We start from the raw sequence: 25,952 nt of genomic DNA, 5'->3' as shown, positions 1-25,952 counted from the left end.
TGGAGACATGCCCGACACCCCGTCCGCCCCCGTGATCCTCGGCAACGAACCCGGCTCGTTCCCGCACAGCGTGCTCGCCCGGGGGTACCTCCCACGCCCGTCAGGCAGTGGGGGAGGCACCCCGCGATCATCAGACAGGTGCGGGGCGCCTTCCCGTACGGCCCCGGCCAGCGCCAGGCGCTGGACGAGCTGCTGAAGAGCTGCACGGAGGGGACGATCGGGCCGTTGCCCTCCGGCGCCCCGGACCGGGAGCGGTGGCGGGAGTGGGGCCTGCCCGACCGCGTCGGACGCCCCTGGTACGACGTGCCGTGGCTGTGGTCCGAGAGCTACTTCTACCGCCGGCTGCTCCAGGCCGTCGGCTGGTTCGACCCCGGCGCCTGGCAGGGCATCGACCCCTTCCGCCCGTTCAAGCGCGCCGAACCGGACGCTCCGGAGACCGACGCGGAACTGGCCGCGCTGGACGCCCTGCCGACCCTGCCGGAGCCGGAGCGGGCATGCGCCCTGCTGCACGGCTCGCTGTGGGGCAACCGCGCCGACCTCGGCTTCCGGCTCTCCGCCGAAGGCGCCGAGGCCCAGGACCCCGTGCCCGCGCTGGTGGCCGACGACAGTGCGGCCCTGTGGTCGCAGCTGCCGCCCGGCGGTGCGGCCACCCTCGTCCTGGTCGCGGACAACGCGGGCCGTGAACTCGTCCCGGATCTGCTGCTGATCGCCCATCTCCTCGCCGAGGGCCGGGCCGCGCGCGCCGTGCTGCACATCAAGCCGTACCCGTACTACGTCTCCGACGCCACGACCGCCGACGTCGTCGACGCGCTGCACCGGCTCCGGGCGGCGCCGGGCGTGGCCGGCGACTACGCGCGCGTGCTCTGGTCGGCCATGGCGGACGGCCGGCTCACCGTGCGCGCCCACCCCTTCTCCTGCGCCCCGCTGCCGTACGACCGGATGCCGGACGACCTGCGTGCCGAGTTCGCGGCGGCCACGCTGACCGTGTTCAAGGGGGACCTCAACTACCGGCGTCTGGTGGGCGACCGGAGGTGGCCGCCGACCACGCCGTTCGCGGAGACGACCCGGTACTTCCCCGGCCCGGTCGCCGCGCTGCGCACCCTGAAGTCGGACGTGATCACCGGCCTGTCCCCGGCGACCGAGTCCGCGCTGGTGGCGGCCGAGGGCCGGCGCTGGCGCACCAGCGGCGCCCATGCGCTGGTCCAGGTCGCTCTCAAGTGGCCCGGAGCGGAAGCGACTTGATGCCGTTGATGAAGTTCGACACGAGCCGCTCCGCGGGCGCGGCGAGCCGCAGCTCGGGGAGCGCGCCCAGCAGCTCCGTGTGGAGCAGCCGTAGTTGCAGCCGCGCGAAGTGGGCGCCCAGGCAGACGTGCGGGCCGTCGCCGAAGGACACATGCGGGTTGGGGGAGCGGGCGAGGTCGAGCCGGGCGGGATCGGTGAAGACCCGCTCGTCCCGGTTGGCCGAGGCATGGAAGACCACGACCTTGTCACCGGCCCGGATCCGCCGCCCCGCCAGCTCCGTGTCCCGCGCGGCGGTCCGGCGGAAGGTCAGCACGGGCGGATGCCAGCGCAGCAACTCCTCGACGGCCAGCGGAAGTTCGCTCTTTCCGGCACGCAACGACGCGTAGGCCTCCGGGTGCTGTGCCAGCGCGAGCAGTCCGCCGGGCGCCGCGCTGCGCACGGTGTCGTTGCCCGCGACGGTGAGCAGGAAGAAGAACATCTCCAGCTCGGCGTCCGCGAGTTCGGCGTCCCCGGCGAGCGTGGTCATGACGTCGTCCGCCGGGTGGTGCCGCTTGTGCGCGGCCAGCTGCCGCGCATAGGCGAACATGTCCGCCAGCATCGCCGGGGAGCGCGGGTTCACCGGCCTGCCCGCCTCGTCCCGCACCGGGGGGCCGGCCTCGTCGGGGTCCTGGTAGCCGATGACCCGCTGCGTCCAGTGCAGCAGCAGCCGCCGGTCGCTCTCCGGGACGCCCAGCAGATCCGCCAGGTTGAGCAGGGCGTACTCGTCGGTGACGGCCGCCACCAGATCGACCGTGCCGTCGCCCTCGCGTGCCTGCCGGAGTGCTCCGGCGAGCAGGGTCCGCGCCCGCTCCCGGGCGAGCGCCGCGAACCGGTCGACCCGGCCCGGCGTGAACGCGCGGCTCACCAGCCGCCGCAACCGGCCGTGCCGCGGCGGATCCTGATTGAGCATCATGCCCCGGATGAACGGCAGGTCCTCCGGGTCCGGATCACGGATCTGGGTCGCGCCGAGGTGGGAGGAGTACGTCGTCGCGTCCTTGAGTACCCGTACGACGTCCGCGTGCCGGGTCACCGCCCAGAACCCCGGCCCGGCCGGCCAGCCCAGTACCTCCGGCTCCTCCTGCCAGGCGACCGGATGGTGATCGCGCAGCACGCGGTAGTCGGCATGCGGCACACCGGCGGCGTACCGGCGTGGGTCGAACACATCGGGCACCGGCGGGTCCTCGCGCACCCGCACCCCGTCGGGCACCCTCATGCCGGCTCGCCCTCGCCGGCCGGCGCCCGGTCGTCCTCTGCGGCTGGGGCCCGGTCGCCCTCTCCGGCCGGGGCCGGGTCATCCGTGGCCGCCGGGTCCGGCTCGTCCGTGGCGGCCGCGGTCCACGGCGGATGTCCGGCGTCGGCCCGCAGGAAGTCCTCGACCACACGGATCAGCTCCAGCGGGCACTCGTCCATGGCGTAGTGCCCCGCGAACGGCAGGGCCACGAGTTCGGCCCGCGGATACCAGGACAGCCAGGTCTGCCGCATGACCTCCGGCGACAGCGCCGGGTCGAGTCCGCCGGCGACGGCCAGGGCGGGCACCTCGCTGCCCTCGACGTCGGCGTGGAAGTCCTCGCCCGCCCATGACTCCAGCCAGGCCCGGAACGCCGTCGCGTCGCTGCGCTCCAGCGAGAGGGCGACCATCCGGTCGAGCCAGGCGGCGGGCCGCCGGCCCCCGGTGGTGAAGTCGATGATCGCGCGCCGGTTCTCCGGCCGGTGCGCGGCGTCGGTGAACAGCGCGGCCTGCTCGCCGGCCAGCGGCAGGCCCGAGGCGGGCACCGGGGAGACACCCACGATCCGGCGCAGCCGGTCCGGTGCGACGGCCGCCAGCCGCTGCGCGACCGCGCCGCCCATGGAATGCCCGATCACCGAGAACCGTTCCCAGCCCAGCCGGTCGGCCAGCTCCACCAGGTCCGCGGCCGCCTCGGCCGTCGTGTACGCGCCCGCCGCGTCCCGGGCCTCGCCGTAGCCGCGCAGGTCGACCAGCGCATAGCTGAACGCGGTGCGGTCGAGGTCGGGCAGGACGGCGGCGTACGCGGACCGGTCGGCGAACCAGCCGTGCACGGCGAACACCTTGTGGGAGCCGTCGCCGTGCACCTCATGGGGCAGCACAAAGGAGGTCATGCGCCTACCGTGGCCCGCGTCCCCGAACACGGCAAGGGCACACGCGAGGCACCCGCCCATGCTCGCACCGATGCTCACGGACAGCGGTGAACGTTCCACGTTTCGGGGGCGGTTCACGCGATGGTGTGATCATCTCCCGCGCCGCGGATGGCGGTCGGAGGCCGCGGGTAGGGCCCCGGCCATGACGCAGCCGTTCGAACTCCCGCGCTTCTACATGCCGTATCCCGCGCGGCTCAACCCGCACCTCGACGAGGCCCGTGCCCACTCGACCGCCTGGGCGCGCGAGATGGGCATGCTGGAAGGCTCCGGGATCTGGGAGCAGGCCGACCTGGAGGCGCACGACTACGGGCTCCTGTGCGCCTACACCCACCCCGACTGCGACGGACCCGCTCTCTCCCTGATCACCGACTGGTACGTGTGGGTGTTCTTCTTCGACGACCACTTCCTCGACATGTTCAAGCGCACCCCGGACCGGGCCGCCGGAAAGGCCCATCTGGACCGGCTGCCGCTGTTCATGCCGCTCGACCCGGCCACCCCCGTGCCCGAGCCGGCGAACCCCGTCGAGGCGGGCCTCAAGGATCTGTGGGCGCGCACGGTGCCGTCGATGTCCGTGGACTGGCGCCGCCGCTTCTCCCTGGCCACCGAGCATCTGCTCAACGAGTCGATGTGGGAGCTGTCGAACATCGACGAGGGGCGGATCGCCAACCCCGTCGAGTACATCGAGATGCGCCGCAAGGTGGGCGGCGCCCCCTGGTCGTCGGGGCTCGTGGAGTACGCGACCGCCGAGGTGCCCGCCGCCGTCTCCGGCACCCGGCCGCTGCGGGTCCTCATGGAGACGTTCTCCGACGCCGTCCATCTGCGCAACGACCTGTTCTCCTACCAGCGCGAGGTCGAGGACGAGGGCGAGAACAGCAACGGCGTCCTCGTGCTGGAGAAGTTCTTCGGCTGTACGACCCAGGAGGCCGCCGAGCGCGTCAACGACATCCTCACCTCGCGTCTGCACCAGTTCGAGCACACCGCGTTCACCGAAGTCCCCGCCGTGGCGCTGGAGAAGGGCCTCACCCCGGACCAGATCGCCGCGGTCGCCGCCTACACCAAGGGACTTCAGGACTGGCAGGCCGGCGGCCACGAATGGCACATGCGCTCCAGCCGCTATATGAACAAGGGCGCGCGCCCCGGCTCCCCCTGGCAGCTGCTGAGCCACCCCGGCACCTCGGCCGCCGACGTCGGCGCGCTGCTGGCCTCCGCCGCCCAGGAACGCCTGCGCGCCTACACCCATGTGCCCCACCAGAAGGTCGGCCCCTCGGTCCTGCCCGAGTTCCACATGCCGTACGAGGTGAGCCTGAGCCCTCATCTGGACGGCGCACGCCGCCATCTGCTCGCCTGGTCGCACCGCACGGGCATCCTGGAGGAAGGCGTCTGGGACGAGGACAAGCTCGCCGCCGCCGACCTCGCGCTGTGCGCCGCCGGACTGGACCCGGACGCCACCCCCGAGGCCCTCGACCTCAGCACCCAGTGGCTCGCCTGGGGGACGTACGCCGACGACTACTACCCGCTGGTGTACGGCCGTCGCCGGGACCTGGCCGGCGCGCGGCTGAGCACGGCCCGGCTGTCGCAGTGCATGCCCCTGGACGGCGAATCGGCGGTCGTCCCGGCGAACGCCATGGAACGCGGCCTGACCGACCTGTGGGCGCGCATGACCGCCGGGATGACCACGGAGCAGCGGCAGATCGTCAAGGACTCCGTGGACGTGATGACCGAGAGCTGGCTGTGGGAGCTGTCCAACCAGCTGCAGAACCGTGTCCCCGACCCGGTCGACTATCTGGAGATGCGGCGCGCCACCTTCGGCTCCGACCTCACCCTGAGCCTGTGCCGGATGGGCCAAGGACCCGCGATCCCGCCCGAGGTGTACCGCAGCGGTCCGGTGCGCTCACTGGAGAACGCCGCCATCGACTACGGCGGCCTCGTGAACGACATCTTCTCGTACCAGAAGGAGATCGAGTACGAGGGGGAGTTCCACAACGCCGTCCTCGTGGTGCAGAACTTCTTCGGCGTGGACTACCCGACCGCGCTCGGCGTCGTCCATGATCTGACGACCCAGCGTATGCAGCAGTTCGAGCACATCGTCGCACACGAACTGCCCGTCCTCTGCGACGACTTCGCGCTGACGCGGGAGGAGCGCGCCGTCATGGACGACTATGTGCGCGACCTGCGGAACTGGCTCGCCGGGGTCATGAACTGGCACCGCGAGACCGACCGCTACAAGGCCCAGTGGCTCGCCCGCCGCTCCCACGGCTTCCTGCCCGACCGCGCGCCCGCCCCGCCGGCCCTGGGCGCCGACCGCTGCCCGGCCGAGGTGGCGCGCAGGCTGGTGGGGACGGGGTGAGTGGGGGCGGGGTGAGCGGGGTGGCGCGGCCGTGAGTCCCGGCGCCGACGGCGACGCCGGTTCCCGCCCCTGAGGATGCCGGCTCTCGCCCCTAAGGGTGATGACTACCCTGCGCCACCCTCCGGCCAGTCTCACTCGTTCGTGTCTCGTCGCGGCCCGGCGCCCCGGGTAGGCACCAGCAGGAGGCGAGCGAACCATGGAACAGACTGCGTTGCGTCCCAAGCCCATGCCAGGACAGGACCGACGGGAGGGCACCACCCCGGGCCCCACCCGTCGCCCGCATGCCGCGCCCCGACGTGGACGGCGGCTGTGGACCGCGCTGTTCGGCCTGATCACCGGCACCGTGCTGGTGCTGTCCGGCGTGGGCATCGGCACGGTCGGGGCCACTGTGATCGGCATGAGCAGGCTGGCCGAGCTGCAACGCCGGGCCCCGTCGGCCGCGCCGTCGGCGAGGGCCACGCCCACCGCACCGGCCGGCACCCCGGGCCCCGCCGCGGCCGCGCTGCCCGCGGCGACCCTGGGCATCGAGGCCGTCGACGCGCGGAAGGCGGGCGCGCTGGTCGTGGGCGTGCATGTGCCCGGACCCGGCTACGCGGCCGGTCTGATCCGCGGGGACGTCCTGCTGCAGTTCGGCTCCGCCCGTGTCGACACCGCCGCCGACCTCGCCCGGGCAGTGGCCCGGGCCCGGCTCGGCAAGGCGGTGGTCCTCACCGTGCGTCACAGCAGCGGGGGCTACCAGCAGTTGGCGGTCGTCCCCGGCGTGGTGACCTGAGCCGGTGCGACGCGCGGGCGGTGCGACGCACGGGCTGGGCAACTCGGACCAGGTGAGGCGTGGGACCGGGTGAGGCGCGGACCAGGGAGCGCCCCTGCCGTGCGACGTCCCGGTCACCCCCGCCCCCGCCGTTCCGGTGGCTCTGGGAAACCCGCTGGTCACCATCCGCGCCGCGCGCGATGATGGCCCCATGCCGAGTCCCCTCCGCGCCGACCGTATTCCGCGGGACGCAGCGGCGACCGGCTCGCGCGCCCCTGTCCGGCCGGGCAGGATGCTGCCCGAGACGCCGTCGCCCGTTCCCGCACCCGCGCCCGGAGGCCCGGATGACCGGTAGTACGCCCGCGCCCTTCACCGCCGCCGACTACAAGGCCCGCATGGAGCGTGCCGTGCGCTCCGCGGCCGACGCCGGCCTCGCGGGGCTGCTCGTGGCACCGGGACCGGACATGGTCTGGCTCACCGGCTACACACCCACGGCCGTCACCGAACGGCTCACCGTGCTGGTCCTCACCCCGGGCCACGAGCCCGTGCTCGTCGTGCCGACCCTGGAGGCCCCGGACGCCGAGCACGCGGCCGGCGCGTCCGCGCTCGCCCTGCGCGACTGGACCGACGGCAAGGACCCCTACGCCGTCACCGCCGCCCTCCTCGACGGCCGGGGCCGCTTCGGCATCAGCGACAACACCTGGGCCATGCACCTGCTGGGCCTCCAGCGAACGCTGCCCGACACGTCCTACGCCTCTCTCACCGACGCCCTCCCCATGCTGCGCGCCGTCAAGGACGCGGCCGAAGTAGAACTCCTCGCGGCGGCCGGAGCCGCTGCCGACGCAACGTTCGAGGAGATCCGGAAAGTTCCCTTCGCCGGCCGACACGAGACCGACCTCGGTCGGGACCTCGCCGCGCTGCTGCGCCGCTTCGGCCACTCCCAGGTCGACTTCACCATCGTCGGCTCGGGCCCCAACGGCGCCAATCCGCACCATGAGGTCGGCGACCGCCTCATCCGCCACGGCGACATGGTCGTCCTGGACTTCGGCGGCCTGAAGGACGGCTACGGCTCCGACACCACCCGCACGGTCCACGTGGGCGAGCCGACCGAGGAGGAGCGCCGGGTGCACGACATCGTGCGCGCGGCCCAGGAAGCGGGCTACCAGGCCGTACGCCCCGGCGCGGCCTGTCAGGACGTCGACCGTGCCGCCCGCGCGGTGATCACCGACGCCGGGTACGGCACGTACTTCATCCACCGCACCGGGCACGGCATCGGCGTCACCACGCACGAGCCGCCGTACATGATCGAGGGCGAGGAACAGCCCCTGGTGCCCGGCATGTGCTTCTCCGTGGAGCCCGGCATCTATCTGCCCGGCCGCTTCGGGGTGCGCATCGAGGACATCGTCACGGTGACCGAGGACGGCGGCCGTCGCCTCAACACCACCACGCGCGAGATGGTCATAGTGGACTGAGCGACCACACGGCGACTCAGGAGACACCTCTTCGACGACATCCCGGAACTCGACGACATCCCGGAACGGCGACGCGCGACCCATGACCCAGGCACCGACACCCACCGCGGACACGGTCCGCAGACTGGTCCGTTCGCTGCTCAAGGAGGGCGGCGCCGGTACCGCGGGACCCGACGTGCGGCCCGTGACGGAGGGCGGCGAGCACTCCACATGGTGGGTCGGCACCCGTCATGTGCTGCGCCTCGCCACCGACCGCGAGGCCTCCGCACGCCAGCGCCGCGAACTGCGCGTGCGCGATCTCGTACGGCCGCATCTGCCCGTCACCGTGCCGGCCAGCGCGGCGCACGGCGAATGGGCGCCGGGCCTCGGCTACACCCTCGACACCGCGATCCCCGGCGGCAGCGCCGAGGAGCACGATGTCTCGGCCGTCGGGGAGGCCGACCTCGCCGGGCTGCTCAGCGGGCTGCGCGCGGTGCCGGTACGGCAGGCCGAGACGCTCGGCGTGCCACGGACCGCCCCGCGCTCCCTGGAGGCACTGCGCCGCATGGCCGTGCACGCGGCCGAACGCCTCGCCGCCGCCGACGAGTTCGAGGCCGCGCGTATGCATCAGCTCACCCCGCCCGCCGCGGCCCAGCTCGCCACGCAGCCCGGCACCGCCGTCCTCGTCCACCACGACCTCAAGGGCGAGCATCTGGTGGTCAGCGCCGACGGCAGGGTGCGCGGCGTCCTCGACTGGACCGACGCGGCCGTCGCGGACCCGGCCGAGGACATCGCCGGACTCGTCCTCGCGGTCGGCTCCGGCGCGGCGGTTCGCGCGGCCACCCTCGCCGGCTACGGCGCCCGCCCCTGTCTGCGCGGCCTGTGGCTGGCCCGCTGCGACACCGTCGTCCGGCTCGCCGACCGTCTGGAGGGCCGCGACGACAGCCCCCTGCCGCTCCTGCGCACCCAGCTGGAGCGCGCCTGGGAGCCGATCCTGCTGGAGCGCTTGACGGACTTCACGGAGAGCGAGCAGGAGCCGTAGCACGGCGTCCTCCGCCGGCTCAGGGCTGGGTGAGGATCACGCAGGACTCGCCGGGCAGCCGCAGAAGGCCGGCGTCACCCGGCGGGCCGACCGGGTCCCAGGCCGCGAGGACCAGCGCGGGCCGGGAGCCCAGCGGGATCGCCGCCGGTTCCTTGGCGAGGTTCACCGCCACCCGTACGTCACCGCGCCGGAAGGCGAGCCAGCGGGCCTGCGCGTCGTAGGCCACCCTCGTGTCCACGAGGTCCGGGTCGGTGAGGTCGGGCTGCTCGTGCCGGAGCGCGATCAGGCGCCGGTACCAGGCGAGCACGCGCGCGTGGGGCTCGCGTGCCGGTTCCGACCAGTCCAGGACGGAGCGGTCCCTGGTCGCCGGGTCCTGTGGATCCGGTACGTCCTCCTCGGCCCAGCCGTGCGCCGCGAACTCCCGGCGCCTGCCCCGCCGTACCGCCTCGGCCAGCACCGGATCGGTGTGGTCGGTGAAGAACTGCCAGGGCGTGCCGGCCGCCCACTCCTCGCCCATGAACAGCATCGGCGTGAACGGCGAGGTCAGCGTCAGCGTCGCCGCGCAGGCCAGCAGCCCGGGGGAGAGCCGGGCCGAGAGCCGGTCGCCGCGGGCGCGATTGCCGACCTGGTCATGGGTCTGGCCGTAGCCGAGCAGCCGGTGCCCGGCCGTCCGCGCGCGGTCCAGCGGCCGGCCGTGATGCCGGCCCCGGAAGCTGGAGTACGTGCCGTCGTGGAAGTACCCGCCGGTCAGCGTCTTGGCGAGGGCGGCGAAGGGAGCCTCGGCGAAGTCCGCGTAGTAGCCCTGCGACTCGCCGGTCAGGGCGGTGTGCAGGGCGTGGTGGAAGTCGTCGTTCCACTGCGCGTCCAGCCCGAGGCCGTGCTCCGCGCGCGAGGTGATGATCCGAGGGTCGTTCAGATCCGACTCGGCGATCAGGAACAGCGGCCGGTCCAGCTCACCGGCGAGCCCGTCCACGGCCGCCGACAGCTCCTCCAGGAAATGGCACGCGCGCGTGTCGCACAGCGCGTGCACCGCGTCCAGCCGCAGCCCGTCGATCCGGTAGTCCCGCAGCCACGCCAGCCCGCTGCCCACGAGGAAGGCGCGCACCTCGTCCGAGCCGGGCGCGTCCAGGTTCACCGCCGCACCCCACGGGGTGTGGTGCGTGTCGGTGAAGTACGGCCCGTAGGCGGGCAGATGGTTGCCGGACGGGCCCAGGTGGTTGTGCACGACATCCAGGACCACGCCGAGACCGAGTTCGTGCGCCCGGTCGACGAAGCGTTTCAGCGCCTCCGGGCCGCCGTACGGCTCGTGCACCGCCCACAGCGACACACCCTCGTACCCCCAGCCGTGCCGTCCGGGGAACGGACACAGCGGCATCAACTCCACATGTGTGATGCCCAGTTCCACCAGGTGCTCCAGCCGGGCGGCCGCCGCGTCCAGGGTGCCCTCGGCGGTGTACGTGCCCACATGCAGCTCGTACAGCACGGCACCCGGCAGTCCGCGGCCCGCCCATCGCGCCCGCCACGCGTGGCGCCCGTGGTCCACGACCGCGCTCAGCCCGTCCGGGCCGTCCGGCTGGCGGCGCGAGCGCGGATCGGGCAGCACGGCGGAGTCGTCCAGCGCGAACCCGTACCGGGTGCCGTCCTCGGCCTCCGCCTCCCCCGTCCACCAGCCCGCGCGCTCGGGATCGCGCGTCAACGCGCGCGTACCGCCCCCGCAATGGAGCGTCACTCGGTCTGCCTGCGGTGCCCACACCTCGAACTGCACGGACGGTTCCCCTTCGTCTGCGACGGATCGCCTGCTCACCGTGATGTCCCGCGTCCCCATCGTGCCCGCCCGGACGATCGATCCGCATTCCGATTGCGCCCTTTCCCGGTGGTGTCGTGGGTGTACGCGCCGTTCGGCGCCGATTCCCCGTTTTCTGGACACCCGGGGTTCACTGCCCGACAATCACCTGCGTGACGTCGTCCTTCGAGTTCTCCACCTATCCCGCGCGGCTGTCCGACGCGGAGCGTGACAAGGCGCTCCAGGTGCTGCGTGACGGCGTCGCCATGGGCCGGCTCTCGCACGACACGTTCGTGCGCCGCATGGAGCTGGCGCTGGCCGCCCGCCGCAGCGACGAACTGGCCGCCCTCGTCGCCGACCTGCCCCGCGAGAACCGTTTCTCCCGCGTGGTCCTCGGCAGCGTCGAGGCCGTCTCCGGGTTCACCGTACGGCTGCGCCGGGCCTGGCAGGCCGAGCGGCTGCCCAAACTGCTGCTGCCGAGCCCCGCGCACACCCACCCCCTGCGCATAGGCCGCGACCCGGCCAACGGGCTGCGCCTGAACCACGAGACCGTCTCCCGCGTGCACGCCGAACTCAGCCGCCAGGGCGGCATGTGGGTCCTGCGCGACCTCGGCTCCACCAACGGCACCACGGTCAACGGCCGCCGCGTGATCGGTTCGGCCGTCGTCCGCGAGGGCGACCAGGTCGCGTTCGGCCGGATGGCGTTCCGGCTCGCCATGAGCTGAGCGGCGCCGGCCGGCCGGGCCCGGACCGGCTCACCCGCACGGGCGCGCGCCGGACCGATCGGGTGAGCCGGGCTGTGGAACGCCGCCCCGTGTGCCGATGCATCGGTCATGACGTACATCACCCGACTGACCACGGCCGCCGGCGCCCTGCTGGCCTGTGCCGGTCTCCTCGCCGCGGCCCCGGCCCAGGCGGCACCCCGCACGGCGTTCCCGCTCACCGACAACTGGCTCTACCTCACCGTCGTCCGCGGTGAGACCGCCCAGAGCGGCGACCGGCACGGCACGCTGCTGCTGTGCGACCCGTTGCCCCTGGGGTACGCGCGCGCGGCCGAGGCCTGCGGCGAACTCGCGGCCGCCGACGGCGACATCACGCGCATCGAGCAGAAGAAGGTCATCTGCTCGATGATCTACGCCCCCGTGACCGTCCACGCGCACGGACAGTGGAACGGCCGGCCGGTCGACTACCAGAAGACCTTCTCCAACAAGTGCGCCATGGAGGCACGCACGGGAGCGGTGTTCGCCACGGAGCACTGAGCCCGGCTGCCGGGCGGCGCGGGGCGCCGGGTGCCGGGGCGCGGGGGGCTCATACGAACCGCTCCCTGGCCTGCTGCGCCGCCACGAGCACCGTACGGGACTGATGCTCCACCTGGTGCTCCAACGGCACCCAGCGGGCCCTGAAGCGGGCCGCGAAGGCATCGCACCACGCGGCGACGAGCTGTTCCAGGCCCGGCGCCGCCCGGTCGTCCGTCTCGCGCAGCACCCGCAGCAGCATCGCCGCCGCCCGCAGCGGCAGCCGCCGCCCGAAGGCGTCCACACTGCCGACGTACGCCATGGTCGAGCCGGCGGGCGGCGTCCGGGTCCAGTCCTCGGCCAGGCCCGGGATCAGCTCCAGTGCCCAGCGCGCCGCCCGCAGCAGCGGGCCGTCCACGCCGTCGAGGCGGGGCAGCGCCTCGGTGAGCACCCCCTCCACCTCCAGCGCGTCCCGCAGCAGCCGCTGCGCCAGACGCCGCATCGCCGCCGCCGGCGCCGGGTGCGGTGCCGGATCGTCCACCAGGTCGCTCGCCCACATCGGCACCTCCACCACGGCCGTCAGACCGCCGTAGCGGTGCGCGTGGTACCAGGTGCTGTGCCGCGCGTCGTCCGGCATGCTCGGGTAGGCCGCACCGGTCTCCGGGCCGGGCATGACATGCACCCCGGGGCCGGAGGCCGGCCAGCCGGCGGCGTCCGAGGCACCCGTCTCCACCGGGATGTGCAGTTGCGCGGCGGACTTGGCGAACGGCTCGGCGAGCCCCGGCACGTCCCGGGTCAACTGCACCCAGCTGCCGCCCAGATCGGTGCCGTGCAGGGTCACCTGGAGGTAGGGCCGCAACTCGTCGATGACCCCGGTCAGGGCCCGGGTCTCGGGCGGCAGCCGGTCCGGCGGCAGCACGGACGGCGACCACTCCGGCTGTTCCGCGCCCGTCGGCCGGTAGAAGCCGAGGTGGTAGTCGAGCAGACTGCGCGGCGCCGGTGTGACATGCAGGCTCGCGCCGTCGGGATCCGCGCAGAGCAGGAAATGCCAGGACGTGTCCGTCCGCAACTCCCGCTCGGCCAGTACGCGTTCGGCCAGCACCCGCAGGGTGGAGCCCCCGGTCGGTTCGTTGGCATGGGCGCCGGCCACCACCAGCACCGCTCGCCGGGCGTGCCCCACCGACAGCAGGTGCAAGGGTCTTCCCGCGCGTGAGACGCCCACTTGCCTGAGCGAGCACAGCCCTGGTCCCTGAGCGGCCAACGCCTGTGCGGAGGCGATCAGTTCGGGAACACTGGGGTAGCGCAGCTCCGGCAGAAGACTCACCCCCGACTTGTTCCGCCCGGCTTCGCCCTCCAAGTCCCGCACGCGACGGGTGAACTGTCAAGCATCCGGCGGGGGAGGCTACCGGGGGCGCCCGGACACAGGCGCGGGGCGCGTTCCGGGCGGTGTGTGCCGTGCGCTCACTGCTGGTGCAGACCGCGTCCCGCGAGGGTCAGGAACACCTCGCCGACGGCCTCCGACAGCGTGGGGTGCGCGTGCACATGCCGGGCCACGTCCGCGGGCTCGGCGTCCCAGCCGACGATCAGCTGGCTCTCGGCGATCATCTCGGACACGTGCGGGCCGACCAGGTGCACGCCGAGCACCTGTCCGCCGCCGGCCTCGGCGACGACCTTCACCATGCCGCCCTGGCCGTGCACCATCCCTTTGGCCACGGCGGTCAGCGGCATCGTGTTCACCTCGACCTCGGACCCACGTGCGCGTGCCTCCGTCTCGCTCAGCCCCACCGAGGCGGTCTGCGGCGACGAGTACGTCACCCGGGGCACCGCCCCGTAGTCCACCGGGGCCGACGCCAGGCCCGCCAGTGTCTCGGCGACCAGCAGGCCTTCGGCGAACGAGGCGTGCGCGAGGCCCGGCGACGGCGGCGGCAACAGATCCCCGACGGCATGGATGCCCGGCACGGCCGTCTCCAGCCGCCCCCAGTCGGCCGGTACGACGAACCCCCGCTCGTCCGTCGTCAGACCGGCCGCCTCCAGCCCGAGCCCCTCGGTGACCGGCACCCGGCCGACCGCCACCAGCAGCCGCTCCGCCTCCACCGCGCGCGTCTCGCCGCGCGCGGTGCGCACACGCGCGCGTACGCCGTTCTCCCGCACCTCCGCGTCCAGCAGCCGTGCGCCCGCCTGCACGTCGATCCCGCGCTTCTTCAGACCACGCGTCAGATGACGGCTCACGTCGGGGTCCTCCAGGGGCACGATCCGGTCCGCGGCCTCGACCAGGGTGACCTCCGCGCCCATGGACCGGTGGAAGGAGGCGTACTCCACACCGATCGCGCCCCCGCCCAGCACCAGGACGGACGCGGGCAGCCCCGGCGCGAACAGCGCGTCGTCACTGGTCACCACGCGGCGCCCGTCCGGGGCGAAGCCCGGGAGCGTGCGCGGGCGCGAGCCGGTCGCGAGGACGATCCCGCGGCGCGCGGTGAAGTCGTGCACGCCGGGCGCGATCTCGTGCTGCGCGCCGGGCGCGGGCATGGACGGCGCGCCGGGCGTGGAATCCGTCGGCACGCCCTCCACGCGCACCGTACGCGTACCCGTCAGCCGTGCGCTGCCCCGCACCACTCGTACCCCGGCGTGCGCCAGATGCGCCTCGACCCCCTTGTGGTTGCGCGCCACGATGTCGTCCCGTGTGGCCACCAGCGCCGCCCAGTCGACCGAGTCCAGCGTGGCCTTCACGCCCCACCGCTCGCGTGCTTCGGCGATGCCGTCGACCAGTTCGGCGGCGTGCAGCATCGCCTTGCTCGGTATGCAGCCCCGGTGCAGACAGGTGCCGCCGACCTTGTCGCGTTCGACGAGGACGACGTCCAGACCGAGGGCGGCGGCGCGCAGGGCGGTGCTGTACCCGCCCGTGCCGCCGCCGATGACGAGGACGTCCGTCGTGTTCGTGGTCCGTGTGCTCATGCGTCCACCTTCCGTCCACCCCTTGTCATGAGTCCAAGGCAATGTTCTTGTGGAAGTCATGCAGGATATTTATGGATGGACGGGGAGGGCAGGGAGTTGAGCCTCCGGCAGATGGAGTACTTCGTGACGGTCGTCCATGAGGCGTCGTTCACACGCGCGGCCGAGGCCCTGCACGTCACCCAGCCCGCGCTCTCGCACCAGATCAAGGCCCTGGAGAAGTCGGTGGGCGGCGCCCTGCTGGAGCGCATGGCCCGCGGCGTGCGCCTGACGGCCATGGGGCGGGCCTTCCTGCCGCACGCCGAACTCGCCGTCCGCAGCGCCGCGCAGGCCCGCCGCGCGGCCCGCGCCACGGCCGGCGCCGAGGGCGGCGAACTCCACGTCGCCACCCTGCACTCCCTCGCCGTGGGCGTCCTGCCCGACGTCTTCGCCCGCTGGCGCGCGGCCCGCCCCCGCGTCCTGCTGCGCCTGCACGAGTACGCCACCGCCGAAGCACTGGAGGAGGCCGTGCAGCGTGGCACCGCCGACCTGGCCTTCGGCCCGGAGCCCGCCGACCGGCCCGGCACCGTCGTCCCGGTCGGGGAGGAGGAACTCGTCCTGGTGGTCCCGTTCGACGACCGGCTCGCGGGCCGTACGACGGTGACACTCCCCGAACTGGCGGACCGGCCCTGGGTCCGCTGCGCCATGGAACCCGTCGTCCACGGTGCGCGCTTCCTCGACTGGGCCTGCGGCCGGGCCGGGTTCGGGCCGAGGACCGCCGTGTGGACCGAGCACACGTCGACGGCCGTACGGATGGCCGCCGCCGGTGTCGGGGTGTGCGCGGCCCCGGCCCACCTCGTACGCGGTGCCGTCGGCGAGGACTGTGTGATCCTCACCCCGGACCCGGCCTGGAAGCGCGCCCTGGCCGTCTACGCGCGCGTGCCGCCCACCGGAGCGGCCGAGGCCTTCGTGGACCTCCTGCGAGCCACCTGGGCCGAGCTGGGAGCACCGCCGCAACGGCCGTACGAGCGGTGCCGGCTGTCCACCGGCCCCCGCTGAGCCGCCGACTGCTCCGAGGCCGCCTGCTCCGAGCCGCCTACTCCTCCCGGCCGCGCTCCAGCAACACCACCGGCAGCCGGTCGAAAAGGTCCGCCACGCGTGCGTGGCCGCTGAATTCGCGCTCCGGCGTGAGCAGATCCGCCCACCGCCCCGGCGGCAGCGCCAGCCGTGTGTCGTGCCAGCCACCCGCCTCCGCGAGCCGCAGCGACAGCCGGGTCACCGCCGTGACCACCTCGCCGGAGCGCGCGAACGCCAGACAGTGCCCGGCCGCGGCGCCCTCGGCGTGCAGCGGGTCGTACGACGCGCCCGCGCCGAAGACGTCCGCCCGGCGGGCCCGCAGCCGCAGCGCCGCCGCCGTCAGCGCGTCCTTCTCGCCGGGCGCCTCGGGCGGGAACGCCACCGGCCGCCGGTTGTCCGGGTCCACCAGCGCCCGGTACTCGCCCTCGGTGCCCTGGTACAGGTCCGGCACCCCCGGCATCGTCAGATGGACCAGGGCGGTGCCGAGGACGTTGGCCCGGATGTGCGGCTCCAGGGCCTTGCGGAACGCGGCCACGCGCTCCCCTGGCGGCCCGCAGGGACCGGCGGCGACGAACGCGGCCACCGCCTCCTCGTACGGCGGTTCCTGCTCCGTCCAGCTGGTGTACATGCCCGCCTCGCGCACATGCTTCAGCAGCGCCCGCCGGACCCGCTCCTCCCCGGCCGGCCCCAGCCCGAACACCGTCTGCCAGGCCGCCCAGGTCAGCTGCCCGTCCGGCACGCCCAGCTCCTCCTCGGAGCGGCCCACCTCGGCCAGCAGCTCCGCCCACCGGTCCGGGCATTCGGTGAGCACGGCCAGCGCGGCGCGGACATCGGCGCTGCGCTTGGTGTCATGTGTGGAGACCACCGTGCCGGTGACCGGCCAGTCGCGCTGCACGCGCGCGCAGTGGGCGTGGAAGTCCTCCGGGGACACCCCCGGCCGGCCCGGATCGCCGCCCACCTCGGTCGCCGACAGCAGCGGCACGTACCGGTAGAACGCGGTGTCCTCCACCGACTTGGCGCGCAGGGCCGACGCGGTCTGCGCGAACCGGGTACGGAACTCCACCCGGTCGGCGTGATCCGCGGCCGATCCGTCACCGGGCGGCTCGACCAGCAGCCCGCGCACGATGCCGACCGCCCCCGCCTCCTCGGCCACCGCGAAGGCGAGCCGGGCCTCCTCGGCGGCCTCCTCGGTGACCACGGCGGCGGCGTCACCCGAGGGGTACGGCCGGTACACCCGCATCCGGACCAGCAGCTCCTCCACGGCCGTGCGCAGCGCCCAGGGAGCGCGGTCGCGCAGGGCCAGGTCCGGCGCGGCCGCGCACAGCCGGGTGGCGACCCGGGTGAGCCGGTCGGTCTCGGCGGCCAGCTCGTGCGTGAGCACCTTGTAGGCGGCCCGTCGTACCGTCGCCTCCCAGTTCCCGCCCCGGTCCGTCTGCGGTGCCGCGAACGCCCGGTACCGGCCCAGCAGTTCGTACGCCCCGGTCGGGTCCGTGAACAGGCCGTCGACCTGGCGCAGGGCGTCGTAGCCGGTGGTGCCCGCGACGGGCCAGGAATCCGGCAGCCGCTCGCCGTCGGCGAGGATCTTCTCCACCACCGTCCAGCGCCCGCCGGCCGCCTCGTGCAGCCGCTTCAGATAGCCGTCGGGGTCGGCGAGGCCGTCGGGGTGGTCGACGCGCAGCCCGTCGAGCACGCCCTCGCCGAGCAGCTGGAGGATCTTGGTGTGCGTGGCGTCGAACACCTCGGGATCCTCCACGCGCACCCCGATCAGCTCCGAGATGCTGAAGAACCGCCGGTAGTTCAGCTCGGTGCGGGCCAGCCGCCACCACACCGGGCGGTACCACTGGGCGTCCAGCAGCTCCGGCAGCGGCAGCCGGGCCGTGCCGGCGCGCAGCGGGAAGGCATGCTCGTGATAGCGCAGCACGTCACCGTCGACCACGAGGTCCGTCAGCTGCGAGCCGACCGGACCGCCCAGCACGGGCAGCAGCACCCGCCCGTCCCGCGCCTCCCAGTCGATGTCGAACCAGCGTGCGTACGGCGAGCCGGGCCCCTCGCGGAGCACCTCCCACAGGGCGTGGTTGTGCCGGGGCGACATCGCCATGTGGTTCGGCACGATGTCGGCCACCAGGCCCAGACCGTGCTCCCGCGCGGTCCGCGCCAGCGACCGCAGGCCCTCCTCGCCGCCCAGTTCCTCGCGCACGCGCGCGTGGTCCACCACGTCGTAGCCGTGCGGGGAACCCGGCACGGCCTCCAGGACGGGGGACAGGTGCAGATGCGAGACCCCGAGCGACGCCAGGTACGGTACGGCCGCGGCCGCGGCGGCGAACGGGAAGGCGGGCTGGAGCTGCAGCCGGTAGGTGGCCGTGGGCACCTCCGGACCGGGTCGCGCAGACGTCATGCAGTCCTACGTACCCAGCCCGCCGCCTTTCCTGTCATCGCCCCCCGCCCGCACCCACGTGTGCCGGCACGGGGACACCCCTAGGGCGTGTTGCGAAAGTCCCGCCTGCTGCCTGCTGCCTGCTGCCTGCCGCCCGACGCCTGGCACGCACTCTCGGCGTGCCGGGCGAAAACCCACGTACAACCAGTACGAGGGCTTCCGCCCGGCACTCCCCCAGCCTCCGGCCGGGGGGACCCCCAGAGCACGCACCAGACGCCGCTCGGCCCGCCCTCCGGGCGGACGACGGGACTTTCGCAACACGCCCTAGGCCGGCCGTTGCAGCACCGTCAGGCTCCGGTCGGGCAAGGTGATCCGGTCGCCCGCCGCGACCTTCGTGCCCGGTCCCGCCGCCACCTCTTCCGGATGGGCCGTGTCGACGACCACCTGCCACTGCCGGCCGTGGTTGACCGGCACCAGGAAGTCCAGCGGGCCGGGGGAGGCGTTGAACATCAGCAGGAAGGAGTCGTCGGTGATGCGCTCCCCGCGCGGACCGGGCTCGGAGATCGCGTTGCCGTTCAGGAACACCGTCAGCGCCGACGCGGGCGCCGAGTCCCAGTCCCGCTGGGTCATCTCCGAACCCTCCGGGGTGAACCAGGCGATGTCGGACAGCTCGTCATGGGTGCCCTCCACCGGACGGCCGTGGAAGAAGCGGCGCCGGCGGAGCACCGGATGGTCCCGGCGCAGCCACACCATCGCGCGCGTGAACTCCAGCAGCTCCCGGTCGTCCTCCGGCCAGCCCACCCACGCGATCTCGTTGTCCTGGCAGTAGGCGTTGTTGTTGCCGCGCTGGGTGCGGGCGAACTCATCCCCATGACTGATCATCGGCACGCCCTGGGACAGCATCAGCGTGGCCATGAAGTTGCGCATCTGCCGGGCACGCAGCCGCAGCACCTGCGGATCGTCGGTCTCGCCCTCCGCCCCGCAGTTCCAGGACCGGTTGTGGCTCTCGCCGTCCCGGTTGTCCTCGCCGTTGGCCGCGTTGTGCTTGTCGTTGTACGAGACCAGGTCGCTCAGCGTGAAGCCGTCGTGGCAGGTGACGAAGTTGATCGAGGCCAGCGGGCGGCGGCCGTCGTCCTGGTAGAGGTCGGAGGAGCCGGTCAGCCGGGAGGCGAACTCCGCGAGCGCGCGCGGCTCGCCCCGCCACAGGTCCCGTACCGTGTCCCGGTACTTGCCGTTCCACTCGGTCCACAGCGGCGGGAAATTGCCCACCTGGTAGCCGCCCTCGCCCACGTCCCAGGGCTCGGCGATCAGCTTCACCTGGGAGACCACCGGGTCCTGCTGCACCAGGTCGAAGAACGACGACAGCCGGTCCACCTCGTGGAACTGCCGGGCCAGGGTCGCCGCGAGGTCGAAGCGGAAGCCGTCGACATGCATCTCGGTCACCCAGTACCGCAACGAGTCCATGATCAGCTGGAGCACGTGCGGGGACCGCATGAGCAGCGAGTTCCCGGTGCCCGTGGTGTCCATGTAGTAGCGGGGATCGTCCGTGAGCCGGTAGTAGCGCGGGTTGTCGATGCCCTTGAAGGACAGCGTCGGGCCCAGATGGTTGCCCTCGGCGGTGTGGTTGTAGACGACGTCCAGGATGACCTCGATCCCGGCCTCGTGCAGCGCCCGGACCGCCGATTTGAACTCCAGGACCTGCTGTCCGCGGTCGCCCCAGGAGGCGTAGGCGTTGTGCGGGGCGAAGAAACCGACCGTGTTGTAGCCCCAGTAGTTGCTCAGGCCCAGATCGGCCAGCCGGTGGTCGTTCACGAACTGGTGAACGGGCATCAGCTCCAGGGCCGTCACCCCGAGCTTCGTCAGATGCTCGACGATCGCCGGATGCGCGAGCGCCGCATAGGTGCCGCGCAGCTCCTCCGGCAGCCCCGGATGACGCATGGTCAGCCCCTTGACATGGGCCTCGTAGATCACCGTGTGGTGGTACTCGGTGCGCGGCGGCCGGTCGTCGCCCCAGTCGAAGTACGGGTTGATCACCACCGAGGCCATGGTGTGCGGCGCCGAGTCCAGGTCGTTGCGGCTGTCCGGGGCGCCGAAGTGGTAGCCGTACACCTCCTCGCCCCACCGGATCGCGCCGCTGATCGCCTTCGCGTACGGGTCGAGCAGCAGCTTCGCGGAGTTGCAGCGCAGCCCGCGCCCGGGGTCGTACGGGCCGTGCACCCGGAACCCGTAGCGCTGCCCCGGCATCACGCCCGGCACGTACGCGTGCCGCACGAAAGCATCGCTCTCGCGCAGTTCCACCGCCGTCTCGGAGCCGTCGTCGTGCAGCAGACACAGCTCTGCTCGGTCAGCGGCCTCCGTGAAGACCGCGAAGTTCGTTCCGGCGCCGTCGTAGGTGGCGCCGAGCGGATACGCCTGTCCAGGCCAGACCTGCATGGATACGACTCTCCCAGGTGTGCCGTCGCGCGGGGGCCGCCTTGGCCCCGAGTCTGCCCGAAAGTGACGGAACCTCCCCTGACTTACGTCCCTCTTACCCACCGACCGGCGCACGCGGTGGTTCTTGTGGCCGCCGTGTGCCGAACCAGTGGGGCAACACCTACTCCCCGAGGACCACGGGGAGTAGGGGGACAGCGTGCGTGAGACAGTGCACCGCCATCTGGGGAAGTCAGTGGCCGTCGCGGCCGTGGGGACCGCCGCGATGGCCGCGGTCACCCGGCCGGGCACGGCGGGGGCAAAAACGCCACCAGGGGCGGGCAGCGGGGGGACACAGGCAGGTCAGGGGCCGGACGGAGTCCGGCCCGCGGTCGTCGAACGGGCGCCCGCCGAGGGCGCCAGGGGCACCGGCCGGGATCCGCTGACCGACGACGGGATCCGGCGGGCCGAGAAGATCGCCCTGAACCGGCAGCCGCCGAACACCGGCGAGAGTGCCGACGGCGGCCGCGGGCCGCAGCGGCTGAGCGTCGACCTCGCCGAACCCGAGGCCGGCGAGAGCGACGGACCCCACGCGCCCCGACGGGCCGCCGTCACCTTCCACGACTACGAGGACGACACCCTCGTCACCACGACCGTCGACCTGGACACCGGCAAGGCCGAGCGGAGCGACACGCAGCGGGGCGTCCGGCCGCCGCCCAGTGGGGCCGAGAACACCGAGGCCGCCCGGCTGCTGATCGCGGCTCCGCTCGGCGCGGGCCTGAAGGCGGACTACAAGGACGCCACCGGCAGGGAACTCAGCCCCCCGGACCAGCTGCTGCTGAGCGGCGGTGTCTACCGGGCCGCTCCGGGCGCCCAGCCCGCGGTCCCGCGGTCCTCGACCGGTGCGGCGCGCACCGGTGCGTCCGGCTGTTCACCAAGGGCAGGAACGGGCCCTGGATCGACACCAGGTCCCTGGTGATCGACCTGAGCACGCGCCAGGTGGCCGCCCTCGACCACGGCTGACCGGCCGGTTCCGCCCACTCGCAGCTCCAAGCGCCTTCGGCAAGGGAGTCATCTCGTCATGCCTGTGAAGCCCGGCACGCCCGCGAAGCCCGCCATGCCCGTGCGGCTCGACATGCCCGTGCGGCTCGATATGCGTCTTGTCTCCGACCGTCGGGTCCGCCGGGTCCGCGCGGTGGCGGCCGCCGTACTGGCCGTGGCCGCGCTGACCGTCGGCGCGACGACCACGGCGGGCCCGGCGGCCGCCCGGCCGAGAGCGGCCACCGGCGCACCCGCACCCGACTGCAGCGCCGCCCACCGCCTCGAACAGAAGCTCTCCGGCGGCACCACCCCGGCGGCATGCTCAAGTCCGTCAAGCTGCCCGACCCCGTCGACCCGGCCCGTGCGACCGTCAACGGACTGTGCGCGACCACCCGTTCGCGCGGCCACCCCTACCGCATGCACGACGCCGGCACCGACAGGGTGTATCAGACCCAGGGCAAGGACTTCCTCGTCTGCACCGTCCACCAGGTCGGCTGGTACGAGTACATCACCGAGTGGCGCTTCCAGGACGACGGCACCATCGCCAGTGACAACCCCAGGTGCGGCCACGGACATCCCTCGTCCGTGGACAACTGGGTCGACGGACAGACCCTGACCCACCCGGTGATCTGGATGAACGTCGGCTTCCACCACATCGCGCGGGACGAGGACCAACAGCCCCTGCCGGTGCACTGGCAGGGCTTCGCCATCGCACCGAGGGACGTCACCGCTATGAATCCGCTCACTCCCCGTGACCCGACGTGGCAGAACGGCCATTGGGGGTGGCCGAGTTGAGGAAAACAGTTGAGAAACCGACCTGTCCATCCGGCTGCACCGCCGACCTCTCGCGGAGTACCCTTCCTTGATCGTTGAGACGGGAAAGGCCCGGGGGGCGGAAGGCGGTGCACGGGTGGGCTCGGGAGGGCTGGAGCTGCCTCCTGGTGACGAGGGTCACGAGGGGAACTCCACGGACGTCCCGCCCGGCGCGGTGTCCCTGGCCAGGCCGATGGACGCGGGATCCATCGGGCCGGAGCTGGAATGGAACGCCGACGCCTGGCGCGAGGTGCGCACTCGCGCCCAGCGGGCGGGCCGGGCCTACATCTGGCTGAACCTCGTCGAACAGCGGCTGCGCGCGGTCGTGGCCGCCGTACTGCGCCCCATCTACGAACCCGTCCACGGGGACGACTGGGTGGTCGCCGCAGCCGGCCCGGCCGGACAGGAGTGGGTGCAGCGCGCGGTCGCCGTGCGCGAGGTCAGCCGCCGCAAGGGCTATCTGCTCGACCCGGCCGACGACAACGTGCTCAGCTTCCTCACCCTGCCTCAGCTGCGCGAGCTGATGGTGCAGCACTGGCCGTGCTTCGAACCGTACTTCGACGAACGCCGCGACCTGGAACTCGCCCTGGACGAGCTGGAGGTGACCCGCAATGTCGTCTCCCGCAACCGGGCGCTGTCCGAGGCCGTGCTGAGCCAGGCGGAGCGGGCCTCGGCCCGGCTGCTGGAGATGCTCGGCGCCGGCGGTGACGTGCCCTCCGCGCGCCGGCTGCCCGTGGACGCGGTCGAGGACCTGGTCGGCGACCGGTACGCCGACGTGGTCGCCGTCCATCCGGACCGGGTGCGGCTGCTGCGCCAGTTCCCGGCCGAGGACATCTTCGGCTCCGCCCGCCGCCTCGACGCCATCGGTATCGGCCTCAACCTGCTGGTGCAGAACTTCTCCGGCCGCCGGCTGCTCCGGATCGCCGAGTCCGGCTGCCGGGTGCGGCTGCTCTTCCTCAACCCCGCCTCCAGCTCGGTCAAGCGCCGCGAGCGCGAACTGGGGATGAAACGGGGCGAACTGAGCCGCTCCGTCGAGATGAACATCCTGCACATGCGCCGGGTCCGCTCCCGGCTCCGCGACCCGGGCGCCTTCGAGATCCAGGTCTACGACGAGACACCGCGGTTCACCGCCTACCTGGTGGACGGCGACGGCGCCGACGGCATCGCCGTGGTGCAGTCCTATCTGCGCGGGGCGCGCGGGATGGAGTCGCCGGTGCTGGTGCTGCGCAACGGCAGCAAGCTGGTCAAGTCGGATGATGTGGTAGAAAACGGTCTCTTCCCGACATACCGCGAGGAATTCGAGCAGTCGTGGGCGGATTCCCGCCCGGTGTCCTGAGCCGTCGACGGGCGCAAGACGGGCGCAAGCGGAACGCGATCCTCGGATTGTCAGTGCCGCGTGCGATGGTGGAAGCCACTGGGGGAAAGCACCACCGAGAAGGGGGGCCGCCCATGGGCTGGCACCAGGAGCTGCTGATCGGCTTCGACCTGGAGACGACCGGGACCGATCCGCTGGAGGCGCGCATCGTCACCGGCGCGGTGATCGAGGTCAGGGCCGGTGAGCCGAGAGGCCGCAAGGAATGGCTGGCCGATCCGGGCGTGGAGATCCCCGCCGACGCGGTGGCGGTGCACGGCATCAGCAATGAGCGGGCGACGGCCGAGGGCCACCCCGCCGACCGGGTGGCCGACTCCATCGCCGACGTCCTGGTGGGGTACTGGAAGACGGGCGTCCCGGTCGTCGCCTACAACGCCGTGTTCGACCTCACCCTGCTCTCCGCCGAACTGCACCGGCACGCTCTGCCGTCGCTCTCCGACCGACTGGGCGGAGCCCCGCCCGCCCCGGTCGTCGACCCCTACACCATCGACCGCTGGGTCGACCGCTACCGCCGCGGCAAGCGGAATCTGGAGGCGGTCTGCGCCGAGTACGGCATAGTCCTCGACGCGGCCCACACCGCTCCGGCCGACGCCCTCGCCGCGGGTCGCCTGGCCGGCGCGATAGCCGACCGCCACCCGAAGATCGCGGCCCTGAGCCCGGCGGAGCTGCACCTGCGGCAGATCGAGTGGTATGCGCAGTGGGCGGCGGACTTCCAGGCCTTTCTGCGCCGCAAGGGGGACACGGAAGCGGTGGTCGACGGGGCGTGGCCGCTACGGGAGTTGACCGAGAGCCAGCCTGCGTAGCCGTCCGAAGGGGACACCGTCCTCAGAACGGATACCACCGCACCGACTCGTCCCCGTCCCGCAGGGACGCCACGCGTCGGCGGAACTCGGCCAGTGCCTTGGGGTTGCTCGGCGCATGCTGGGCCACCCAGGCGCAGCTGGCCGTCTCCCGGGCGCCCCGCAGCACCGCACAGCCCTCCCATTCCCGCACATCCCACCCGTACGCCTCGGTGAAGGAGTCGTAGGCCTCGGCGGGCAGCCCGTACCGGTCGCGGGAGAGGGCCATGGTCACCAGGTCGTGCTCACGCAGATCCGTGGAGAAGGTCTCCAGGTCGACCAGGACCGGCCCGTCGGGCCCGATGTGCACATTGCGGGGCAGCGCGTCGCCATGGATCGGCCCCGGCGGCAGATGGGGGGTCAGCGCGGCCGCGGCCGCCGCGAAACCGTCCCGGCGCGCCCGGAGACAGTCCGCGTCCCTGGGGTCGATCGCGTCGCCCGCGAGCCGCAGCCAGCGCTCCACGCCGCCCAGCAGCTCGCGGGGCGGCAGCACGAAAGGGGGAGAGGGAATCGCGTGCACCAGCCGCAGCAGCTGTGCCAGATCGCGCGGCTCGGCCGCGCGTACCGGCTCCGGCAGCCGGTGCCACACGGTCACCGGGTGGCCCTCGACCAGCCGCGGCTCCGGCTCGGCCGCGCGGACCGCCGGCACGCCCGCCTCGGCCAGCCAGCCGGCGATGTCCAGCTCACGGCGGGCCCGCCGCAGCAGCTCGGCGTCGCGGCCCACCTTCACCACCAGGTCACCGGCGGCGAACACCGCGTTCTCACCGAGGGCGAGAAGAGCCGCGTCCCGGGCCGGGCCCGACAGTACCCCTGCCGCGGCCAGTACGTCCCGTGCCCGTGCCTCGTCCATCGTGCCTCCGTGCCGCGCTCGCGTCCCGTCTGCGGCCAGTCTCGCATTCGCACAGGTCGGGCGGTGTCCTCGCCTGGCAGCAGGAGTCCGCCGCCGACAAGGCCTGGACCTGGGCGGAGTTACGGCAGGTGACGAAGCGGCTCAGCGGGCACGGCAGATACGGCGCGGCCTGGCCGCTGACCGGACGGGCGGAGAAGCACCG

At 73.1% G+C, this 25,952-nt stretch carries 17 protein-coding genes and 3 pseudogenes; 12 read left to right on the top strand and 8 right to left on the bottom strand.

Translation table 11 applies throughout. From position 1 onward, the window contains the following. Positions 1-7 precede the first annotated feature (7 nt). Positions 8-1,242, top strand: a pseudogene (locus tag IE277_RS10070) (damage-control phosphatase ARMT1 family protein). On the opposite strand, the gene IE277_RS10065 reads toward IE277_RS10070, so the two are convergent. Then, positions 1,214-2,494: a cytochrome P450 gene (locus IE277_RS10065; RefSeq protein WP_189950665.1), complete on the bottom strand. Its 1,281-nt coding sequence runs from the start codon at positions 2,492-2,494 to the stop codon at positions 1,214-1,216. The pseudogene IE277_RS10070 and the gene IE277_RS10065 sit on opposite strands and share 29 nt — an antisense overlap. Further along, positions 2,491-3,399, bottom strand: coding sequence for an alpha/beta fold hydrolase (locus IE277_RS10060; RefSeq protein ID WP_189950663.1), 909 nt, complete (start codon positions 3,397-3,399; stop codon positions 2,491-2,493). The genes IE277_RS10065 and IE277_RS10060 overlap by 4 nt, the downstream gene beginning before the upstream one ends. A 181-nt stretch (positions 3,400-3,580) precedes the next feature. Between IE277_RS10060 and cyc2 the strand changes: the two genes are divergently transcribed. From cyc2 to IE277_RS10040, 4 genes are all read left to right on the top strand, one after another. Next, positions 3,581-5,785: a germacradienol/geosmin synthase Cyc2 gene (cyc2, locus tag IE277_RS10055; RefSeq protein WP_189950662.1), complete on the top strand. Its 2,205-nt coding sequence runs from the start codon at positions 3,581-3,583 to the stop codon at positions 5,783-5,785. 196 nt (positions 5,786-5,981) lie between these two features. Continuing rightward, positions 5,982-6,557, top strand: a complete 576-nt coding sequence (locus tag IE277_RS10050) for a PDZ domain-containing protein (protein WP_189950659.1) — start codon at positions 5,982-5,984, stop codon at positions 6,555-6,557. 323 nt (positions 6,558-6,880) lie between these two features. Continuing rightward, positions 6,881-8,008 carry an aminopeptidase P family protein gene (locus IE277_RS10045; protein ID WP_189950658.1) on the top strand — a complete coding sequence of 376 codons (1,128 nt, stop codon included), beginning with the start codon at positions 6,881-6,883 and terminating at the stop codon, positions 8,006-8,008. Between the two features lie 82 nt (positions 8,009-8,090). Further along, complete coding sequence (locus IE277_RS10040) at positions 8,091-9,029, top strand: aminoglycoside phosphotransferase family protein (RefSeq protein WP_189950656.1); 939 nt, start codon at positions 8,091-8,093, stop codon at positions 9,027-9,029. A gap of 19 nt (positions 9,030-9,048) precedes the next feature. Here the strand turns inward: IE277_RS10040 and treZ are convergent, their stop codons facing one another. Continuing rightward, on the bottom strand, positions 9,049-10,794 hold the full coding sequence (treZ, locus tag IE277_RS10035; protein WP_189950654.1) for a malto-oligosyltrehalose trehalohydrolase: 1,746 nt from the start codon (positions 10,792-10,794) through the stop codon (positions 9,049-9,051). A 191-nt stretch (positions 10,795-10,985) separates the two neighbouring features. Here treZ and IE277_RS10030 point away from each other — a divergent pair, with 191 nt between their 5' ends. Continuing rightward, positions 10,986-11,537, top strand: a complete 552-nt coding sequence (locus IE277_RS10030) for an FHA domain-containing protein (RefSeq protein WP_189950652.1) — start codon at positions 10,986-10,988, stop codon at positions 11,535-11,537. A gap of 108 nt (positions 11,538-11,645) precedes the next feature. Continuing rightward, entirely contained in the window at positions 11,646-12,071 is a 426-nt protein-coding gene (locus IE277_RS10025) for a subtilase-type protease inhibitor (RefSeq protein WP_189950650.1), read from the top strand. A 49-nt stretch (positions 12,072-12,120) separates the two neighbouring features. Here IE277_RS10025 and IE277_RS10020 read toward each other — a convergent pair whose 3' ends face one another. After that, positions 12,121-13,371: a M14 family zinc carboxypeptidase gene (locus IE277_RS10020; RefSeq protein ID WP_189950649.1), complete on the bottom strand. Its 1,251-nt coding sequence runs from the start codon at positions 13,369-13,371 to the stop codon at positions 12,121-12,123. Positions 13,372-13,508: 137 nt separating this feature from the next. Further along, entirely contained in the window at positions 13,509-14,999 is a 1,491-nt protein-coding gene (lpdA, locus tag IE277_RS10015; protein ID WP_189950646.1) for a dihydrolipoyl dehydrogenase, read from the bottom strand. Positions 15,000-15,095: 96 nt separating this feature from the next. Between lpdA and IE277_RS10010 the strand changes: the two genes are divergently transcribed. Beyond that, positions 15,096-16,034, top strand: a complete 939-nt coding sequence (locus IE277_RS10010; RefSeq protein WP_229881151.1) for a LysR family transcriptional regulator — start codon at positions 15,096-15,098, stop codon at positions 16,032-16,034. Between the two features lie 37 nt (positions 16,035-16,071). On the opposite strand, the gene treY is transcribed toward IE277_RS10010, so the two are convergent. After that, positions 16,072-18,447: a malto-oligosyltrehalose synthase gene (gene treY / locus IE277_RS10005; RefSeq protein ID WP_189950644.1), complete on the bottom strand. Its 2,376-nt coding sequence runs from the start codon at positions 18,445-18,447 to the stop codon at positions 16,072-16,074. A 303-nt stretch (positions 18,448-18,750) separates the two neighbouring features. After that, complete coding sequence (gene glgX, locus IE277_RS10000; RefSeq protein ID WP_189950642.1) at positions 18,751-20,859, bottom strand: glycogen debranching protein GlgX; 2,109 nt, start codon at positions 20,857-20,859, stop codon at positions 18,751-18,753. A gap of 196 nt (positions 20,860-21,055) precedes the next feature. Here glgX and IE277_RS09995 point away from each other — a divergent pair. The 4 genes and pseudogenes from IE277_RS09995 to IE277_RS09980 all read left to right on the top strand — a co-directional run bounded on the left by IE277_RS09995 (position 21,056) and on the right by IE277_RS09980 (position 24,864). After that, positions 21,056-21,858: pseudogene (locus tag IE277_RS09995) on the top strand (Tat pathway signal sequence domain protein). Between the two features lie 130 nt (positions 21,859-21,988). Then, positions 21,989-22,671: pseudogene (locus IE277_RS09990) on the top strand (hypothetical protein). A 115-nt stretch (positions 22,672-22,786) separates the two neighbouring features. Continuing rightward, positions 22,787-24,025, top strand: coding sequence for a DUF5919 domain-containing protein (locus tag IE277_RS09985; protein WP_189950640.1), 1,239 nt, complete (start codon positions 22,787-22,789; stop codon positions 24,023-24,025). Between the two features lie 113 nt (positions 24,026-24,138). Then, a complete protein-coding gene (locus tag IE277_RS09980) occupies positions 24,139-24,864 on the top strand; it encodes a 3'-5' exonuclease (RefSeq protein WP_189950638.1) in 726 nt (241 codons plus the stop codon). 22 nt (positions 24,865-24,886) lie between these two features. Here IE277_RS09980 and IE277_RS09975 read toward each other — a convergent pair whose 3' ends face one another. After that, positions 24,887-25,750, bottom strand: a complete 864-nt coding sequence (locus IE277_RS09975) for a phosphotransferase enzyme family protein (RefSeq protein ID WP_189950636.1) — start codon at positions 25,748-25,750, stop codon at positions 24,887-24,889. Positions 25,751-25,952: the final 202 nt, after the last annotated feature.

The sequence above is a fragment of the Streptomyces alanosinicus genome (assembly GCF_014650595.1).
GTDB lineage: Bacteria > Actinomycetota > Actinomycetes > Streptomycetales > Streptomycetaceae > Streptomyces > Streptomyces alanosinicus.
Note: the sequence above shows the minus strand (reverse complement) of the source record. Positions and strands in the feature narration are given on the sequence as shown.

Coding starts and splice junctions, on each gene's coding strand:
- IE277_RS10065 (WP_189950665.1), bottom strand. CDS start 2,494: ATGAGGGTGCCCGACGGGGTGCGGGTGCGCGAGGACCCGCCGGTGCCC.
- IE277_RS10060 (WP_189950663.1), bottom strand. CDS start 3,399: ATGACCTCCTTTGTGCTGCCCCATGAGGTGCACGGCGACGGCTCCCAC.
- cyc2 (WP_189950662.1), top strand. CDS start 3,581: ATGACGCAGCCGTTCGAACTCCCGCGCTTCTACATGCCGTATCCCGCG.
- IE277_RS10050 (WP_189950659.1), top strand. CDS start 5,982: ATGGAACAGACTGCGTTGCGTCCCAAGCCCATGCCAGGACAGGACCGA.
- IE277_RS10045 (WP_189950658.1), top strand. CDS start 6,881: ATGACCGGTAGTACGCCCGCGCCCTTCACCGCCGCCGACTACAAGGCC.
- IE277_RS10040 (WP_189950656.1), top strand. CDS start 8,091: ATGACCCAGGCACCGACACCCACCGCGGACACGGTCCGCAGACTGGTC.
- IE277_RS10025 (WP_189950650.1), top strand. CDS start 11,646: ATGACGTACATCACCCGACTGACCACGGCCGCCGGCGCCCTGCTGGCC.
- lpdA (WP_189950646.1), bottom strand. CDS start 14,999: ATGAGCACACGGACCACGAACACGACGGACGTCCTCGTCATCGGCGGC.
- treY (WP_189950644.1), bottom strand. CDS start 18,447: ATGACGTCTGCGCGACCCGGTCCGGAGGTGCCCACGGCCACCTACCGG.
- glgX (WP_189950642.1), bottom strand. CDS start 20,859: ATGCAGGTCTGGCCTGGACAGGCGTATCCGCTCGGCGCCACCTACGAC.
- IE277_RS09980 (WP_189950638.1), top strand. CDS start 24,139: ATGGGCTGGCACCAGGAGCTGCTGATCGGCTTCGACCTGGAGACGACC.
- IE277_RS09975 (WP_189950636.1), bottom strand. CDS start 25,750: ATGGACGAGGCACGGGCACGGGACGTACTGGCCGCGGCAGGGGTACTG.